We start from the raw sequence: 18,498 nt of genomic DNA on the forward strand, positions 1-18,498 counted from the left end.
ACGCACTCCCCAAAAATAGCGTCATTGTTACTGCGACCATGCTCGGTACCGCTCCCTCAGCGAATGGCGGATGCCCATCGCCGCCAGATTCAAACTCACCACGATCGTCACCAGCAGGAAGGCGGTGGCGAACACCAACGGCCGCGCAGCCTCCACGCTCGGGCTCTGGAACGCCATATCGTAGATCTGGAAGCTCAAGTGCATAAACTTCCGCTCCAGGTGCAAATACGGGAAAATTTCGTCGACCGGCAACACCGGCACCGACTTCACCACCCCCACCAGCATCAGCGGCGCGGTCTCCCCGGCGGCACGCGCCACCGCCAGAATCAGTCCGGTCATCATCGCCGGCGCCGCCATCGGCAGCACGATGCGCCACAGCGTCTCGGCCCGGCTGGCGCCCAGCGCCATCGAGCCCTGCCGCAACGAGGTGGGAATGCGCGACAGCCCTTCCTCGGTGGCGACGATCACCACCGGCAGCGTCAACAGCGCCAACGTCAGCGCCGCCCAAAGCACGCCCGGCGTGCCGAAGGTCGGGTTGGGTAAGGATTCGGGATAGAACAGCTGATCGAGCGTGCCACCAATCATGTACACGAAGAAGCCCAGGCCGAAGACGCCGTAGACGATCGAGGGCACGCCGGCCAGGTTGACCACCGCAATGCGGATCACCCGCGTCAGCAGATTGTTGCCGGCATACTCGTGCAGATACACCGCCGCGATCACGCCAAACGGCATCACCACGATCGACATCAGGATCACCATCAAGACCGTGCCGAAAATAGCCGGGAACACCCCACCTTCGGTATTCGCCTCGCGCGGGCTGTCGGTGAGGAACTTCTTCACCTGCTCGCCCCAGTGCACCAGCTTCTCGGTGGTATTCATGGCGTTCGGGTACCAGGCGTCGCGTACCTGGCTGAGCGGAATGGTCAACGTTTGGCCATGCATATCGCGCAGCAACAGCGCGTCACGCTGGCGATCGCGGTTCAGCCCTGCCAGGCGTTCGGACAACAGTTGGTACTGCCGCTGCAACTCCAGCCGCTCGGCCTTGATGGCGTCCTGCGCGCGGGCGTCCAGCTTATCGTCGCGCTGCAGGCGCTTTTCCCTCAGCCGCAGCGCGTCAAATTGCTGATTGATGCGCGCCATATCGCGGAATTGAATATCGTGCGCCTGGCGCGAGAGCGCGGCAATTTGTGGCAACCGCTGCTGCAACGCCTGCCCCAGATTGCGGCCGGTCAGCGGCTGCCCGTCTTCCAACAGGCCGGCCAGATAACCGTAGGCGGTGCCGTGGCTGTTACGTTCCAACACCAGCAGGCTGCGCGGCGTGCTCTGGCTGCGGATATCGCTGGCCAGCAATGTGCGGAAATCCTGCCCCTCGCGCTCACGGTTGCCGACCTTAATCAGATAGCGTTCGACGCTCTGCGCCTCGCCCGGCGGCGTCACGCCCGCTTCCGTCAATTGGCGGCGCGAAATGCTTTGCTGCTGGTACAGCTCGCCGATCACCGTCACCGGCCCGGCGCCGTTCTGATTCAGCTCGAACTGGTAGACCGGGCTCGGCCAGAAATAGCGCATCCCCTGCCCGGCCAGCAGCAACAGGATGCCGATCAGCGCCAACAGGCTGATAGCGACCGAACCGGCGGTCAGCCAAATCCACGGCGAGCCGCTCTTCAGCCAGTTCTTCATGGCGCCTCCTGGTTCGGCGTGTAGCGCTTGCGCAGCCGCAGGCGTACCGCCTCCGCCAACGTATTGAACACGAAGGTGAAGACAAACAACACCAGCGCGGTCAGGAACAGCACGCGATAATGGCTGCTGCCGGAGACCGCCTCCGGCATTTCAATGGCGATATTGGCCGCCAGCGCCCGCAGCCCCTGGAACAGGCTGCCGTCGATAATCGGCGTGTTGCCGGTGGCCATCAGCACGATCATGGTTTCCCCCACCGCGCGGCCAAAACCGATCATCAGCGCGGAGAAAATGCCGGCGCTGGCGGAAGGCAGCACCACCCTGATCACCGTCTGCCATTGGGTGGCGCCCAGCGCCAGCGAGCCCTGGCTTAGGGCGGCCGGCACGCTGAACAACGCGTCTTCCGCCAGCGAGAAGATGACCGGCACCAGCGCGAAGCCCATCGCCACGCCCACCACCAGCGCATTGCGCTGGTCGTAATCATCCCCCAGCCAGAAATGCAGCGGCTCACCGAACAGCGCCAGCTCCAGCCGCGGCCCCAGGCTGAACGCCAGACACACCGTCAGCGCCAACAGCGGCAGCAAGAACAGCAGATCGAGGCCCGGCGGGCAGCGCGGCATAAAGCGATGGGTCAATGCGCCGCACAGCAGCACTGCCGCCGCCAACAGCAGCGGCAACGCCAGCACCGCCAACAGATACTGCTCGATGATCGGCGCCAGCCAGATGCCGGCCACCAGCCCGATCACCACCGTCGGCAGCGCGCCCATCACTTCGATAGCCGGTTTGATCACCCGCCGCAGCCCCGGAGTCATAAAGTAAGCGGTATAGACGGCGCCGGCCAACGCCAGCGGAATAGCGAACAGCATCGCGTAGGCCGCTGCCTTGAAGGTACCGAAGATCACCGGTATCAGGCTGAATTTGGGTTGGTAACTGTCTTCACCGGAGGTCGACTGCCAGACATAGGCCGGCTGCGGGTAGTTCTCATACCACACCTTGCCCCACAGCGAACGCCAGGTGACGTCTGGATACGGGTTGTCGAGCGCATAGCGCTGCCAGCCCTGAGCGCTCTCCAGCAGCAGGCCGTCGCCGCGCGGCGCGAACGCCATCTGCCGCACCTCAGCGCCCAAACGGGTGTTCAGCAGCGGCTGCGGTTGAATGGTGGAGAACAACGAGAAACCGCCGTCGGGCCGCAGGGTGGCGAACACCCGGCGGTAAGGTTCGGCCACCGTCAGCTCCTGCCCGTCGGCGCCATGGTCGAAATGCTGCACCGGCGTCAGGCGCCAGCGCTGCTCTTTTTCTACTTCGAACCACTCGCGCAGATTGCCGTCGACGCCCTTGATCAGCAGCGCGCTGCCGCCGGGCAGTGCCGTCATCTGATACGGGGCATGTTCGCCAAGGGTGCGGGTTTCACGCAGCTGCAGCTGCGCGCCGTCGATCTGATAACGCGCCAGCCGGTTGCCGGTCAGCAGGTAAAGCTGGCGGCCATCCGGCGTCAGCACCAGTTGCTCTGCATCATGTTCCAGCGGCCGCTCGCTGAACTGCGGTGGCCGATCGGGGCTGAAGCGGCCGAACACCAGGCGCCGATCGTCGGTCACCCCAGCCAGCAGATACTGCCCGCGATGCGCGTCCGCCAGCGACAGCAGTTTCAGCGGTTTGCGCTGCAGATCCAGCGCCAACGGTTGCTGCCCGAGCGGGAACAGCCACTGCGGCCGGCCGCTTTCCGCCGTCGCAAAATCTGCGCGTGCCACCACCAGTCGGCCATCGGCCTGCGCCAAGGCGAACAAATCGCGTTCCCCGGCGGCCTGCGCGAGCAGCGTCGGTTTAGCCAACAGCGTTTGCTGCGCCAGCGGCGCCTGAGCCTGGCCGCCCTGCTTCGGCGTCAGGCGATAAAACTGCCCCGCTCCTTGCGCGTCAATGCGGTAACCGACGCGCTGCTGCACATCCATGCCCAGCGCCAATGCGGGGGCCGATACCGCGATCGGCAGCGGCTGAACCTGGCCGAGCGAGGCCGGCTTGAACAGCGGCAGCACCGCAAACAGCAAATAGACGAAGATCAGCATCAGCGTCATCAGCACCATCAGCCCGCTGACGGTCACCGCCGCCTGCACGCCGCGGTCGATGCGCCCGCGCATGCGATCTCGGGGATGTTGATTTGCCGTCGTCTGTGCCATGTGTCTCGCTGTCGCTGATGTAATCGGGCTTGCGCCGTAAGATAACCGGGCATCTTATGTCAGTTTTATGACGTTTGCATGACAAAGTTACCCACCTCAACTCAGGTTTTTTACACTGCAAACAGACAATATGGCGTTGATATATTGCTGAAAAATGACCGCAAACACGCTTTATAACGCCAAGAATAAGCCTGCTAACCTTCATTTCATGCTATTTATTTCGCTATTGCGCTTCCCACATCGGCGAAAATTTATTGCCACCGAAAAACGCCGCGCGCCAACGCAATGGATATGTTGGACTTTCCTGTCAATCTCTCGCAATAATGATGAAGGACACTAGAGCGGCATCCGGGCGCTGCGTCCCGGATCCTATTCTAAAATTGAACTGGAGTGGCAATGGGTCAGGAAAAGCTCTACATCGAAAAAGAACTAAGCTGGTTATCCTTTAATGAGCGCGTGTTGCAGGAAGCCGCAGATAAGAGCAATCCCCTGATTGAACGTATGCGTTTTCTGGGCATTTACTCCAACAACCTCGACGAGTTCTATAAAGTCCGCTTCGCCGATCTCAAACGGCGCATCCTGATCAGCGAAGAGCAAGGCTCCGCCGGCGCTTCGCGCCATCTGCTGAAAAAGATCCAGTCCAAGGTGCTGAAAACCGATCAGGAGTTCGACGGCCTGTACAACGATCTGCTGCTGGAAATGGCGCGCAATCAGATCTTCCTGATCAACGAACGCCAGGTGTCCGAGAACCAGCAAATCTGGCTGCGGCAATATTTCAAACAGCATCTGCGCCAACACATCACGCCGATCCTGATCAACCACGACACCAACCTGGTGCAGTTCCTGAAAGACGATTACACCTATCTGGCGGTAGAGATCATCCGCGGCGCACGCATCGATTACGCGCTGCTGGAAATTCCGTCCGACAAGGTGCCGCGCTTCGTCAATCTGCCGCCGGAAGCGCCACGCCGCCGCAAGCCGATGATCCTGCTGGACAACATTCTGCGCTACTGCCTGGACGATATCTTCAAGGGCTTCTTCGATTACGACGCGCTCAACGCCTATTCGATGAAAATGACCCGCGACGCAGAGTACGATCTGGTCACCGAAATGGAATCCAGCCTGCTGGAGCTGATGTCCTCCAGCCTGAAACAACGCCTGACCGCCGAGCCGGTGCGCTTCGTTTATCAGCGCGACATGCCGAACGAAATGGTAGAGCTGCTGCGCGGCAAGCTGGGCATCTCCAACTACGATTCGGTGATCGCCGGCGGCCGCTATCACAACTTCAAGGACTTCATCAGTTTCCCGAACGTCGGTAAAGGCAACCTGGTCAACAAGCCGCTGCCGCGTCTGCGCCACATCTGGTTCGACGGTTTCCGCAACGGCTTCGACGCCATTCGCGAAAAAGATGTGCTGCTCTACTACCCGTACCACACCTTCGAGCACGTGCTGGAGCTGCTGCGCCAGGCGTCGTTCGATCCGAGCGTGCTGGCGATCAAAATCAACATCTACCGCGTGGCGAAAGATTCGCGCATCATCGAATCGATGATCCACGCCGCGCACAACGGCAAGAAAGTCACGGTGGTGGTCGAACTGCAGGCGCGCTTCGACGAAGAGGCCAACATTCACTGGGCGAAGCGCCTGACCGAAGCCGGCGTGCACGTGATCTTCTCGGCGCCGGGCCTGAAAATCCACGCCAAACTGTTCCTGATTTCACGCCGTGAAGGCGATGAAATTGTGCGCTATGCTCATATCGGTACCGGCAACTTTAATGAAAAAACCGCGCGTATCTATACCGACTATTCGCTGCTGACCGCCGACGCACGCGTCACCAACGAGGTGCGCCGGGTGTTCAACTTTATCGAGAACCCCTACCGGCCGGTCACCTTCGACAACCTGATGGTGTCGCCGCAGAACTCGCGCCTGAAGCTGTACGAGCTGATCGACAACGAAATCGCCAACGCCCAGGCCGGGGAACAGGCCGGCATTATGTTGAAAATAAATAATCTGGTGGATAAAGGGCTGGTAGATCGGTTATATACCGCGTCCGGCGCCGGCGTGAAGATCCGCCTGCTGGTGCGCGGCATGTGTTCCCTGATTCCCAACCTGCCGGGGATCAGCGACAATATTCAGGTGATCAGCATCGTCGATCGCTTTTTGGAACACGATCGGGTTTACGTTTTCGACAATAAAGGTGACAAACGGGTGTATCTGTCCTCCGCCGACTGGATGACCCGCAACATAGATTACCGTATCGAAGTGGCGGTATCGCTGCTGGATCCGGCGCTGAAACAGCGCGTTCTGGACATTCTGGAGATCCTGTTCAGCGATACGGTCAAAGCCCGCTATGTGGATAAAGAACTGAGCAACCAGTACGTGCCACGCGGCAACCGCCGCAAAGTACGTGCCCAGGTGGCTATTTACGAGTATTTAAAAGCTCTGGAACAACCAGGACAGTAGGCCAGCAACTATGCCGCTAAAAAACACTGCAACGAACAAACCGCAGGAAATCGCCGCCATCGACCTCGGGTCGAACAGTTTCCACATGGTGATCGCCCGCGTCGTCAACGGCGCCTTACAGGTATTGGGCCGTTTAAAACAGCGGGTGCATCTCGCCGACGGATTGGACAGCAACAACGTACTCAGTGAAGAGGCGATAGAACGCGGCCTGGCCTGCCTGGCCCTGTTTGCCGAGCGGCTGCAGGGCTTCCCGGCGGATAACGTCACCATCGTCGGGACCCACACCTTGCGCCAGGCGGTGAACGCGGAAGTGTTCCTCAAACGCGCCGCCAAAGTGATCCCCTACCCGATAGAAATCATCGCCGGTCAGGAAGAGGCGCGTCTGATCTTCATGGGCGTGGAGCATACGCAACCGGAGAAAGGCCGCAAGCTGGTGATCGACATCGGCGGCGGCTCCACCGAACTGGTGATCGGCGAAGACTTTGAGCCGCTGCTGGCGGAAAGCCGCCGCATGGGCTGCGTCAGCTTCGCCCAGCTGTTCTTCCCAGGCGGCGAGATCAGCAAAAACAACTTCCGCCGCGCGCGGCTGGCGGCGGCGCAGAAGCTGGAAACCCTGGCGTGGCAGTACCGCATTCAGGGTTGGCAGTATGCCCTGGGTGCCTCGGGCACCATCAAAGCCGCCCACGAAGTGCTGGTGGCAATGGGGGAAAAAGACGGTCTGATCACCCTCGAGCGCCTGGAAATGCTCAGCGAACAGGTGCTGCAGTTCAAAAACTTCAGCGCGCTCAGCCTGCCGGGGCTGTCCGAAGATCGCCAGTCGGTGTTCGTGCCGGGGCTGGCTATCCTGTGCGGCGTGTTCGACGCGCTGGCGATCCGCGATCTGCGCCTGTCCGACGGTGCGCTGCGCGAAGGCGTGCTGTATGAAATGGAAGGCCGTTTCCGCCACCAGGACATCCGCAGCCGCACCGCCAAGAGCCTGGCCGATCACTACAACATCGACCGCGAACAGGCCAAGCGGGTGCTGGAGACCACCGAGCTGCTCTACTCGCAGTGGATGGCGCAGAACACCAAGCTGGCGCACCCGCAGCTGGAAGCGCTGCTGAAATGGGCCGCCATGCTGCATGAAGTCGGGCTGAGCATCAACCACAGCGGCATGCACCGCCATTCGGCCTATATTCTGCAAAACTCCAACCTGCCTGGTTTCAACCAGGAACAGCAGCTGCTGCTGGCGGCGCTGGTGCGCTTCCACCGTAAGGCGATCAAGCTGGAAGAGCTGCCGCGCCTCAACCTGTTCAAGAAGAAATACTACCTGCCGCTGATCCAACTGCTGCGTCTGAGCACCCTGCTCAACAACCAGCGTCAGTCGACCACCACGCCGGAAACGCTGCGCCTGACCACCGACGATAACCACTGGACGCTGCGCTTCCCGGCCGGCTACCTGGCGCAGAACAACCTGGTGCAGCTGGATTTCGAGCGCGAACAGGCCTACTGGAACGACGTCGTCGGCTGGAAGCTGCTGATCGACGAAGAAGGCTCGCAGAACGAACAACGCTCCGCCTGATCCCCCGCCCCCTGCCAGACAGGGGGTTTTTCTTTCCGCCGTCGCGTCGCCAACCTAAACGAAAACCAAATACGCCGCGCCGCGCGCCGGAAAAAAATAGACAACTTTTGTCATCAGCGCCTAAAATCCGGTTACAAATTCTCGAGCGAATAACACAGGACACCGGCATACCGGGTGATATATGCGCAAGAAAACCACCGGACAGATGACGAAGATAGTGTTGTTTATCAGCTTTATCATTTTAGTCGGCCGACTGCTGTACGCCGCCGTGGTCGCGGTGCCTCACCATCAGGAAAAAAAGCAGGCTTCCGCGCAAAACGCCGCCGAAGTCAGCGCGCCGCAACAGGACGCTTCCTCTGAATAATCGCCGCACCCCGTCCGTTTCATAAAAATGACTCCGGCACTCGCTATGCTCTATCTTTTAATGAGCCTGCGTCAGGAACGCCGAGCGCCCGTTAAGGAACACCATGTCAGCCGCAACCCATAACGTCAAAAAAGTCGCTGAACACCGCCAGCGCATTCTCAATCTGTTGTTGAACGACAAGGAATTGGTCGACGGCATCCTCGGCCGGCCAGGGGATGAACATGTCCTCAGCAAAAGCGAACTGCTGAACCAGACGGCGGAAATCACCGGCCTGTTGGACGATATGCACGCCGCCGACCTGGCGGATCTGCTGGAAGCGCTGCCGCAGGATGAACGTATGGCGCTGTGGCGGCTGGTGGGCAACAGCAAGCGCGGCCAGACGCTGGTGGAGGTCGCCGAACCGGTCTGGGACAGCCTGATCGAGGAAATGAGCGACAAAGACCTGCTCAAAGCGATCAAAACGCTGGACGTTGACGAACAGGCGTATCTGGCGCAATACCTGCCGCGTAACCTGATGGGCCGGTTGCTGACCTCGTTGGAGCCGGAACAGCGCGCCCAGGTGCGCGAGATGAGCCAGTATGCCAAAGACAGCGTCGGCTGGATGATGGATTTCGAACTGGTGACGGTGCGGCCGGACGTCACGCTCGGCGCGGTGCACCGCTTTTTGCGCATGCGCAAAACCATCCCCGACGCCACCGATAAACTGTTCGTCACCGACCGCAAAAACACCCTGCTGGGCGAGCTGCCGCTCACTGCGGTGCTGCTGAACGACCCGGAAATCCCGGTACGCGAAGTGATGGACAGCGATCCCGCCACCTTTCAGCCCGAAGACAAAGCCGAAGAAGCGGCCGGCGCGTTCGAACGTTACGACCTGATCAGCGCCCCGGTGGTCGACGCCAAAGGCAAGCTGATGGGCCGCCTGACCATCGAAGAGATCGTCGACGCCGTCAACGAAGAGAGCGACACCAACCTGCGCCGCATGGGCGGTTTGAGCCCGGAAGAAGACGTGTTCGCCCCGGTCAGCAAAGCGGTCAAGACCCGCTGGGCCTGGCTGGCGATCAATCTCTGCACCGCGTTCGTCGCCTCCAGGGTGATCGGCCTGTTCGAACACACCATTTCCCAGCTGGTGGCGCTGGCGGCGCTGATGCCGATCGTCGCCGGCATCGGCGGCAACACCGGCAACCAGACCATCACCATGATCGTGCGCGCGCTGGCGCTGCACCAGATCGAAGTCGGCAACATTTCGCGCCTGATGCTCAGAGAGCTGGGAGTGGCCATCATCAACGGCGTGGTGTGGGGCGGCATCATGGGCGTAATCACCTGGCTGCTGTACGGTGACGCGGCGATGGGCGGCGTGATGACGCTAGCGATGCTGCTCAACCTGCTGCTGGCGGCGCTGATGGGCGTGGTGATCCCGATGACCATGCTCAAACTGGGGCGCGATCCGGCGGTCGGCTCCAGCGTGCTCATCACCGCGTTGACCGACACCGGCGGCTTCTTCATCTTCCTCGGCCTCGCCACCCTGTTCCTGCTGTAATATGTCAAAAGCCGGCCCCGCGCCGGCTTTTTCGCCATTCTGTCGCCGGGTTTGCGTTAGCGAATTAAAGTCAGTCGCCCCGGTAGGCTTTCCCGCCGCGCTATACTACCCTTTGCCAATAAATCGTCTTAATTCATCCACGTCATGAATCTAATCACTGACAGATGCCATCGGTAAGGTTGTCTATGGATATCAGCGCGCCGAACACATTCGGCACACACAAAGGCGTCATGCTGACTCATTCCCTGTTGGTGGCACTGGCGACGTTTTTACTCGCCTTGCTGAGCCTGTCGCTGTCCAGCGAGGCTCACCATTTTACGCCGCTGTGGTTCCCGACCGCCGCCGCGATCGTGGTGTTGTATCGCCACGCCCCGCGCCACTGGGGCCTGCCGTTGCTGGCCAGCGGTCTGGGCATCGTGTTCGCCAGTTTCCTGCTGTTCGGCGTCAGCGCCATTCCCGTCAAGCTGGCCACCATCAACCTGATGGAGGCGGCGGTGTGCGCCCTGTTGCTGCGCCGAACGCTGCCGGCGAACGATCCGCTGAGCGATCTGGGCTGTTGGCTGCGCTTCGTGGTCTGTGCGGTGATCTTTACCCCGCTGTTCAGTGCGCTGCTGGCCGCCGGGCTGGTGCCCACGCCGGACCAGACGTTTTGGCAGTCGTTCGGCACCTGGTTTATCTCCGAGGCGATAGGGGTACTGTCGCTGGCGCCACTAGGCCTCACCTATCACCGCCGCACGCTGGCGGCGCTGAACCCCTACCCGCTGCTGTTGACGCTGATGGCTACCCTGGCGTTCAGCTACCTGTCGCTGACCTACCTGCCGTTCCCGTTCACCTTCGTGATCCTGCCGCTATTATGGGCCGCCATCGCGCTGCCGCGCTTCGAAGCGTTGGCCGTCTGTTTCTGCGCCATCCTGCTGATCACGGTACTGATCTCGCTGGGGCTGATGCACCTGCAGACCTCCCCGCACGCGTTCGGCGAGTTCGGTCTCTATCTGCCGATGCTGCTGATCCTGATCCCGGCGCACGCGATGGCGATGGTGATGCACACCTTTCGGGTGGAAAAACAGCACATCGTCGAGAGCGAAAGCCGCTTTCGCAGCGCGCTGGAATATTCCGCCATCGGCATGGCGCTGGTATCGACGGAGGGCAAATGGCTGCAGGTCAATCAGGCGCTGTGCAAACTGCTCGGCTATGCACCGGAAGCATTGCATCGCCTGACGTTTCAGGAGATCACCCACCCCGACGATCTCAACGCCGATCTGAGCCAACTGCACGATCTGCTCGACGGCCATATCAGCAGCTATACCATGGAGAAACGCTATATCCGCAGCGACGATCAAATCGTCTGGGCGCTGCTGGCGGTGTCGCTGGTGCGCGACGTTGAAGGTCAGCCGCTGTATTTCATCTCTCAGGTAGAAGACATCAGCGGCCTCAAGCGCAGCGAAGCGGAGAACAACCGGCTGGTGGAGCGCATCACGCTGGCCAACCAGGTAGGCGGCGTCGGCATCTGGGAGTGGGTTATGAACCAGGAAAACTTCACCTGGGATCAGCGCATGTTCGAACTCTACGACCTCAATCCGGACCAGACGCCGACGCTGGCGCTATGGCGCGCCCTGCTGGTGCCGGAGGATCGCGAACGCACCGACCGCGAGCTGGCCGAGATCCTGGCACAACCGCGGCCGTTCATCATGGAGTACCGCATCGTGACCCGCCAGGGCAAAGTGCGCCATATTCGCGGCCAGGGCAACGTGATCCTCGACGAACAGGGCCGGCCGCTGCGCATGATCGGCACCAATATCGACATGACCGAGCTCAAGAGCCTCGCCGAGGCGTTGCACGAAGAGAAAGAGCGCTTGCACATCACCCTCGACGCCATCGGAGAAGGGGTGATCTCCACCGACAGCCACATGCGCATCACCTTTATGAACCCGGTGGCCGAGCAGATGTGCGGCTGGCCGCTTGAATTGGCGATCGGCATGCCCGTCGCCGGCGTGGTGCGCCTGACCAACGGTAAAGACGGGCCGGAAATCGACAATCTCACCCAATACCCGCGGCAATGGCCGGCGGATTACGCGCTGGTGCTGCACAGCCGCGACGGGCGTCATTTCGACGTGCAGCAGTCGGCCTCGCCGCTCAAAACCCTCGACGGCGAAACGATGGGGACAGTGATGGTGTTGCAGGACGTCACCGCCTCGCGCGAGTTGATGAAAAAGCTCAGCTACAGCGCCTCACACGACGCGCTTACCGGCCTGCCGAACCGCACCAACTTCGAGAAACAACTGAAGGCGGCGATCGTCGCCAGCGGGGAACAGGCGCCGCCGCATTCGCTGGTGTTCCTCGACCTGGATCGGTTCAAGGCGGTGAACGACACCGCCGGCCACGCGGCGGGCGATGCTTTGCTGCGGGACATCGCCCAGTTGATGCGGCACCAGCTGCGCAACAGCGACTGTCTGGCCCGGCTGGGCGGCGACGAGTTCGGTCTGATCCTGTTCGACTGCCGGCTGGAACAGGCCAAGTCGCTGATGCAGCAAGTGGTCAACCAAATCAGCCAACACCCGTTCTACTGGGAAGGGAAGATTTACCGCGTCGGCGCCAGCGCCGGCATTACGCACATCGGCGGCGACGCCAAAAGCAGCGAACTGCTGGCGCAGGCCGACATCGCCTGCTACACCGCCAAGCACCACGGACGCGGCCAGGTTTATCTGTACGAAATGCGGCAAAAGCAGATGCTGGAGCGGCAGCACGAATTGCTGAGCTCACAGGAAGTGCTGGCGATTATCCGCGAGGGGCAACTGCGCTTGCAGACCAGCGCGATCGCGCCACCGGCAACGCCGCTGTCGGCCGCGTTCCACCAGGTGAAGCTGCAAGTGATGGCCCCGGACGATCGGCCGCTGCCGCACGAGGCTTTCATCGCCGCGGCGCAGCTGTACGGCCTGATGCCGGACGTCGATCGCTGGGCGGTGGCGCAATTGCTGGTGCGGTACGCCGACGACATCAAACGCAAAGGGCTGTCGCTCGCGTTGCCGTTAGCCACCGACAGCCTGCTGAACGCGGAGTTCCGGGGCTATCTGCTGGAAACGGTGCGCGCTTCGTCGCTGCCGCCGCAGGCGCTGCTGTTCAGCGTCGACGAAACCGTCGTGCTGGAGCACCCCGAGCCGAGCCGGGCGTTTATCCGCGAACTGCAGCAGCTGGGCTGCCGACTGATCGTCAACGGCTTTGGGCATAACATCAATGCCTTCGATGAGCTGAACGAGCAGAAGATCGACATCATTCGCATCGATGAACGCTTTATCACCAACGTGCACTGCAATCAGATGGATGAACTGATGGTGTCGATGCTCAACGGCGCGGCACATCGGATCAAGGCACAGACGCTCGCCGGCCCGGCCCACCAGCCGGTGACGCTGCAGGCGCTACGCGAGATCGGCGTCGATTTGGTGGACGGCGATCAGGTGGCGCAGGAACAACCGCTGGCAACCTTGCTCAGCGACGGTTACTTCGGCATCCGCTAACGCGCATTTTAACCTCCCCCGCGCCATCTTCCCGGACGGCGCCTCACCACTCGCCCTTCACATTATGTTAACGAATATAAGATTAGTGATATAAATAACACCTGAAGCTAAACCGATTAAGTAATATGAAATTCCCATGCGGAAGTGGGCGTATTCGTTGATGTTCTTCGACATGTGATGGTTCAGAGATAAGGGATTATGGAAAAGAAATGGTTTTCCGCCAGGGAACTGATGGGTAAGGCGGGGTTGCCCTCAACCCCGCAAGGCGTCAACTTGATGGCCCGGCGTGAAGGCTGGGTCAGCCGCCGCCGCAGCGGCGTGCAGGGCAAAGCGCTGGAATACCACATCGACAGCCTGCCATTCGGCGCGCGTAGCCTGTCAGCCTTGCGTGACGCCGACCATCCTGATTACGACGTCAAACGCCAGGATCCGGTGCGAGTCTGGATCGAGTATTATTACCACCTGACACCGGCCGAACGGGAAAAGCTGTTGGCGTTTCTGATGCGCGAAGGCATGAGCCGTCTGCTGCAGCTGATCGAATCGCCCCGGTAACCCCGCGTTCAACCTTCCGCTTCCGGCGCCCAGCCGTCGTTGTGCCACAAATGCAACGTGGCGTAAGAGCGCCACGGGCGCCAGCGCTCGGCATAGCGCTCAATCTGTCGTGGCGTCATGCCGGGGAAACGCTGTTTGATCAGATAGTCGCCGGCCAGGAACACGTCCGGCCACGACCAGGCGCGCATCGCGATATAACTGGCGGTCCAGCCGCCGATGCCCGGCAGCGCGGTCAGCGCCTTGATGCCTTGCTCGATATCCAGCACGTTGTCGAGCTGTAGCCGCCCTTCGCACAACGCGCGGGCGATCGCAATCAATGCCGCCGCACGCTTCAATTGTACCCCGAGCGGGCGCAGTTCCTCGGGCTGTAACCGCGCCACACGTTCGGCGGAGGGAAAAACGTGGGTGATGCCCTCATGCGGCTCCGCCAACGCCTCCCCCCAGCGTTCGGCCATGCGCCCGGCGAAGGTCGCCGCCATTTTCACGCTGACCAACTGCCCCAACACCGCCCGCGCCGCCTGCTCGAAACTGTTCACGCAGCCCGGCAGGCGCAGGCCCGGCGCATCGGCCGCCAGGCCACGCAGCGCCTCATTGATACGATCCGGCGCGGCGTCCAAGTCAAACAACAAACGCACGCGGCGCAGCACTTCCGTCGTCACCAGACTGAGCGCAGGCGCGATCTCCACCCTGACCCGGTTGCGTTCTTCTTCCGGCTGCACGCTAACCCAGCCGCGGTGCTCCGTGCCGCCTTGGTTGACGGCGATCGAACGCAGATAGCGGCGGCCTTGCACGCGCTCCACGCCCTGCACGGCGCGCGCCTGCAAGAAGTTCAGCATGCGCTCCCAGTCATAGGGCGGCCGATAGCTCTGGTGAAACACCAGCCCGCTGGCGGCGGCCCGTTCACCGCGCGCGCCACCGCTGCGCAACGCCGACGGAATCAGGCGATAACGCGCCTTGAACAGCTCGTTGAAACGCCGCAAGCTGCCGAAACCGGCGGCGAACGCTACCTCGCTGAGCGGCAGATCGGTATCCGCCAGCAGGCGTTTGGCCTGCAGCAAACGGTGCGACTGCGCATAATCGATCGGCGAGGCGCCAAACTGCTCGGCGAAGATGCGTCGCAGGTGGCGATCGGAGATGCCCAGCCGCGCCGCCAGCGCTTCGCAGCTGTGCTCGGACAGATAGCCCTGTTCGATGAGTTGCACCGCCACCTGCGCGTAGCGGTTGCCCAGATCGATCAATGCCAGGCCGGGGGCCAGTTCCGGCCGGCATTTGAGGCAGGGGCGGAATCCCGCCAGTTCGGCCGCCGCCGCGCTCGGATAAAAGGTGCAGTTTTCCAGCTTCGGCGTGCGGGCGCTGCATACCGGGCGGCAATAGATGCCGGTGGATGAGACGCCGACGAAAAAGCGGCCGTCGAATTTGCGGTCACGCGCGCGCAGCGCGTCGTACAACGCTTGCTGTTGAGTATTCATGGCAACGCTCGGGTTCGGTTTTTTCTGCATTATGGGGCTCGGCTGGCGCGCTGACGTGCGGAATTCGGACATTAAGTTAAGCACGCCGCCACCGCGCCCGCTAAATTTTTCGACACTCGCGCATCGGCGCATTGCCCACCGGCCCCGTCTCGGGTAAAGTCGCCCCCCTTCATTGGCATGGGGACAAAAAGAGATGTTTATAGGATTCGACTACGGGACAGCCAACTGTTCCGTTGCAGTGATGCGCGACCACGGCCCCGAGCTGTTGACGCTGGAAAACAACGCGCCGTATCTGCCTTCGATGCTGTGCGCACCCACCCGCGAAGCGGTGAGCGAATGTTTGCACCGCCATTGGCAGGTGCCGACCGGCAGCGACGAAAATCAGCAGTTGCTGCGCCGCGCCATCAGTTACAACCGCGAAGAAGACATTCCGGTCAGCGGCGACAGCGTGCTGTTCGGCCTGCAGGCGCTGGCGCACTACATGGAAGATCCGGAAGAGGTGTACTTCGTGCGCTCGCCGAAGTCCTTCCTCGGCGCCAACGGCCTGAAGCCGCAACAGATCGCGCTGTTCGAAGATCTGGTCTGCGCCATGATGTTCCACATCAAACGCCAGGCGGAAAACGTGCTGCAGACCGGCATCGATCAGGCGGTGATCGGCCGGCCGATCAACTTCCAGGGCATCGGCGGCGAAGAGGCCAACCGGCAGGCGCAGGGCATCTTGCAGCGTGCCGCCGAACGCGCCGGTTTCAAAGACATTGAGTTCCAGTTCGAGCCGGTGGCGGCGGGACTGGATTTCGAGGCAACGCTGAGCGAAGAACAAACCGTGCTGGTGGTGGACATCGGCGGCGGCACCACCGACTGCTCGGTGCTGCTGATGGGGCCGCAATGGCGCGACCGCGCCGACCGTCAACAGAGCCTGCTGGGCCACAGCGGCTGCCGGGTCGGCGGTAACGATCTGGACATCATGCTGGCCTTCAAACAGCTGATGCCGCTGTTCGGACTGGGCGGCGAAACCGGGAAAGGCATCGCCCTGCCTGCGCTGCCTTACTGGAACGCGGTCGCGACCAACGACGTGCCGGCGCAAAACGACTTCTACAGCGCCGCCAACGGCCGCGTGCTGCGCGATCTGATCCTCGACGCGGCGGAGCCGGAAAAGGTCAAACGCCTGCTGAAAGTGTACCAGCAGCGCCTGAGCTACCGACTGGTGCGCGCGGCCGAAGAGAGTAAGATCGCCCTGTCCGGCCAAACGGCCATCAGCGCGCCGCTCAGCTTCGTGCAGGCCGATCTGGCGGAGAGCATCAGCCAGGATCAGCTCGCCGACGCCATCTCGCAGCCGTTGATGCGCATCCAGGAGCAGGTCAGCGCCGCGTTGGCCAGCAGCCAAACCGCGCCGCAGGTGATCTACCTGACCGGCGGCAGCGCGCGTTCGCCGCTGCTGCGCGCCGCCCTGCAACAGCAGCTGCCGGGCATTCCGATCGTCGGCGGCAACGACTTCGGCTCGGTCACCGCCGGGCTGGCCCGCTGGGCGCAAACGCTGTTCCGTTGATCGCTAAAAGGCGCGGCTCGCCGCGCCTTTTCTCATAGGAGGCTATTCTGTATGTCAACCATCCTTACCCTCGACAGCGCCAGACTGCGGCTGCGCCCCTGGCGCGACGACGATCTGCCGGCGTTCGCCGCCCTCAACGCCGATCCGCAGGTGATGCGCCATTTCCCGGCGACGATGACGGCCGAAGAAAGCCACGCGCAGGCCGAACGTATCCGCGCCTTCATGCAACAACGCGGCTGGGGGCTGTGGGCGGTGGAAGAGAAAGGCGGCGCGCCCTTTATCGGCTTTGTCGGGCTGGCAATACCGGGCGACGATCTGCCTTGTTCGCCCTGCGTGGAGATCGGCTGGCGACTGGCCGCGGCCCATTGGGGCAACGGCTACGCCAGCGAAGCGGCGCTGGCCGCGCTGGATTGCGCTTTCGGCACGCTGCAACTGCCGGAAGTGGTTTCCTTCACCGCCGAAGGCAACCAGCCGTCGCGCCGGGTGATGGAACGCATCGGCATGCGGTTTGACGGCGAAACTTTCCTGCACCCGCGCCTGCCGGCTGGCCATCCGCTGCAAAAGCATGTCTTGTACCGGCTGAACCGACAAACGTGGCGCGATAGCCACGGCGATTAATCGCGCACGCCGCGCCTTACCAGGCGCTGGCGTGGTTCAAGGTCTGAATGTCGTCGCCATCCAGCGTCAAACGGGTGGCGCTGACCAACTCCTCCAGCTGTTGCAGCGAAGTGGCGCTGACGATCGGCGCGGTAATGCTCGGCCGCGCGATCAGCCAGGCCAGGGAAACCTGCGCCGGGGACGTGCCATGTTTGTCCGCCACCTGATCCAGCGCCGCTAATATGCGGAAACCGCGCGGGTTGAGATAGCGCTCGACAATGCGATCGCCGCGCTGGCTTTTGCCCTCGTCCTGCGCGCTGCGGTATTTACCGGTCAGGAAACCGCTGGCCAGCGCGAAGAAATTGATCACCCCCAAACCGTGGCGCTGCGCCACGCCTTCCAGCTCGGCCTCATAGCCTTCGCGCGCATACAGGTTATATTCCGGCTGCAGGGTTTCGTAACGCGCCAGCCCGTTGCTTTCACTCACTCGCAGTGCTTCTTCCAGGCGATCCGCCTGATAGTTGGAGGCGCCGATCGCCCGCACCTTGCCGGCCTTAATCAACGCATCAAACGCCGCCAGTGTCTCTTCCAACGGCGTATCGCGGTCGTCGTCGTGCGACTGATAGAGATCGATATAATCGGTTTGCAGGCGGCGCAGCGAATCTTCCACCGCCTGCTGAATATAACGCGGCGACAACCCCTGCTTGCCTTCCCCCATCGGCTTACCCACCTTGGTGGCGATAATCACCTGGTCGCGCTTGCCGCTCTTCTTCAGCCATTCGCCAATGACGGTTTCCGATTCGCCGCCCCGGTTGCCCGGTGCCCAGCTGGAATAGACATCAGCGGTATCGATAAAGTTGAGCTGATTCGCCACCAGCGCATCCAGCAAACTGAAAGAGGTCGCGTGATCCGCCGTCCAGCCGAACACGTTACCGCCAAAGGTCAACGCCGGCACCTGAATGCCCGAACGGCCCAGTTGTTTCTTGCTCATTGCAGAGGCTCCATGAGTTAAATTATTTGCTCGTTAATTATTAGTGCCAAATACAGAAAGCCGT

At 61.7% G+C, this 18,498-nt stretch carries 12 protein-coding genes; 8 read left to right on the top strand and 4 right to left on the bottom strand.

Going from position 1 to position 18,498, the window contains the following annotated elements; all coding sequences use genetic code 11:
• Positions 1 to 27: 27 nt before the first annotated feature.
• Positions 28 to 1,677, bottom strand: a complete 1,650-nt coding sequence (gene pstA, locus BHU62_RS15080; RefSeq protein WP_073532728.1) for a phosphate ABC transporter permease PstA — start codon at positions 1,675 to 1,677, stop codon at positions 28 to 30.
• Positions 1,674 to 3,845 (bottom strand): ABC transporter permease subunit, encoded by a 2,172-nt coding sequence (locus tag BHU62_RS15085; protein WP_073532729.1) that lies wholly within the window; start codon positions 3,843 to 3,845, stop codon positions 1,674 to 1,676. Before BHU62_RS15085 ends, pstA begins: the two co-directional genes overlap by 4 nt.
• Before the next feature lie 396 nt (positions 3,846 to 4,241).
• Here BHU62_RS15085 and ppk1 point away from each other — a divergent pair, with 396 nt between their 5' ends.
• The 6 genes from ppk1 (at position 4,242) to BHU62_RS15115 (ending at position 13,831) form a co-directional block, all read left to right on the top strand.
• On the top strand, positions 4,242 to 6,305 hold the full coding sequence (gene ppk1 / locus BHU62_RS15090; protein WP_073532730.1) for a polyphosphate kinase 1: 2,064 nt from the start codon (positions 4,242 to 4,244) through the stop codon (positions 6,303 to 6,305).
• A gap of 10 nt (positions 6,306 to 6,315) precedes the next feature.
• Positions 6,316 to 7,866 carry an exopolyphosphatase gene (ppx, locus tag BHU62_RS15095; RefSeq protein ID WP_073532731.1) on the top strand — a complete coding sequence of 517 codons (1,551 nt, stop codon included), beginning with the start codon at positions 6,316 to 6,318 and terminating at the stop codon, positions 7,864 to 7,866.
• A gap of 181 nt (positions 7,867 to 8,047) precedes the next feature.
• Positions 8,048 to 8,230, top strand: coding sequence for a YfgG family protein (locus BHU62_RS15100; RefSeq protein WP_073532732.1), 183 nt, complete (start codon positions 8,048 to 8,050; stop codon positions 8,228 to 8,230).
• Positions 8,231 to 8,333: 103 nt separating this feature from the next.
• Positions 8,334 to 9,767, top strand: a complete 1,434-nt coding sequence (mgtE, locus tag BHU62_RS15105; RefSeq protein WP_073532733.1) for a magnesium transporter — start codon at positions 8,334 to 8,336, stop codon at positions 9,765 to 9,767.
• Positions 9,768 to 9,952: 185 nt separating this feature from the next.
• Positions 9,953 to 13,279 carry a diguanylate cyclase gene (locus tag BHU62_RS15110; RefSeq protein ID WP_073532734.1) on the top strand — a complete coding sequence of 1,109 codons (3,327 nt, stop codon included), beginning with the start codon at positions 9,953 to 9,955 and terminating at the stop codon, positions 13,277 to 13,279.
• A gap of 198 nt (positions 13,280 to 13,477) precedes the next feature.
• On the top strand, positions 13,478 to 13,831 hold the full coding sequence (locus tag BHU62_RS15115) for a DNA-binding protein (RefSeq protein ID WP_073532735.1): 354 nt from the start codon (positions 13,478 to 13,480) through the stop codon (positions 13,829 to 13,831).
• An 8-nt stretch (positions 13,832 to 13,839) separates the two neighbouring features.
• Here the strand turns inward: BHU62_RS15115 and alkA are convergent, their stop codons facing one another.
• A complete protein-coding gene (gene alkA / locus BHU62_RS15120) occupies positions 13,840 to 15,330 on the bottom strand; it encodes a DNA-3-methyladenine glycosylase 2 (protein ID WP_073532736.1) in 1,491 nt (496 codons plus the stop codon).
• A gap of 163 nt (positions 15,331 to 15,493) precedes the next feature.
• Here alkA and yegD point away from each other — a divergent pair, with 163 nt between their 5' ends.
• Both yegD and BHU62_RS15130 read left to right on the top strand, forming a co-directional pair.
• The gene (gene yegD / locus BHU62_RS15125; RefSeq protein WP_073532737.1) at positions 15,494 to 16,846 is read left to right on the top strand and encodes a molecular chaperone; all 1,353 of its coding nucleotides are present in this window, start codon (positions 15,494 to 15,496) and stop codon (positions 16,844 to 16,846) included.
• A gap of 51 nt (positions 16,847 to 16,897) precedes the next feature.
• The gene (locus BHU62_RS15130) at positions 16,898 to 17,464 is read left to right on the top strand and encodes a GNAT family N-acetyltransferase (RefSeq protein ID WP_073532738.1); all 567 of its coding nucleotides are present in this window, start codon (positions 16,898 to 16,900) and stop codon (positions 17,462 to 17,464) included.
• Between the two features lie 16 nt (positions 17,465 to 17,480).
• Here BHU62_RS15130 and BHU62_RS15135 read toward each other — a convergent pair whose 3' ends face one another.
• Positions 17,481 to 18,434 (bottom strand): aldo/keto reductase, encoded by a 954-nt coding sequence (locus BHU62_RS15135; protein WP_073532739.1) that lies wholly within the window; start codon positions 18,432 to 18,434, stop codon positions 17,481 to 17,483.
• Positions 18,435 to 18,498: the final 64 nt, after the last annotated feature.

It is taken from the genome of Serratia marcescens (genome assembly GCF_001902635.1).
In the GTDB taxonomy this organism is placed as follows: Bacteria; Pseudomonadota; Gammaproteobacteria; order Enterobacterales; family Enterobacteriaceae; genus Serratia; species Serratia marcescens_F.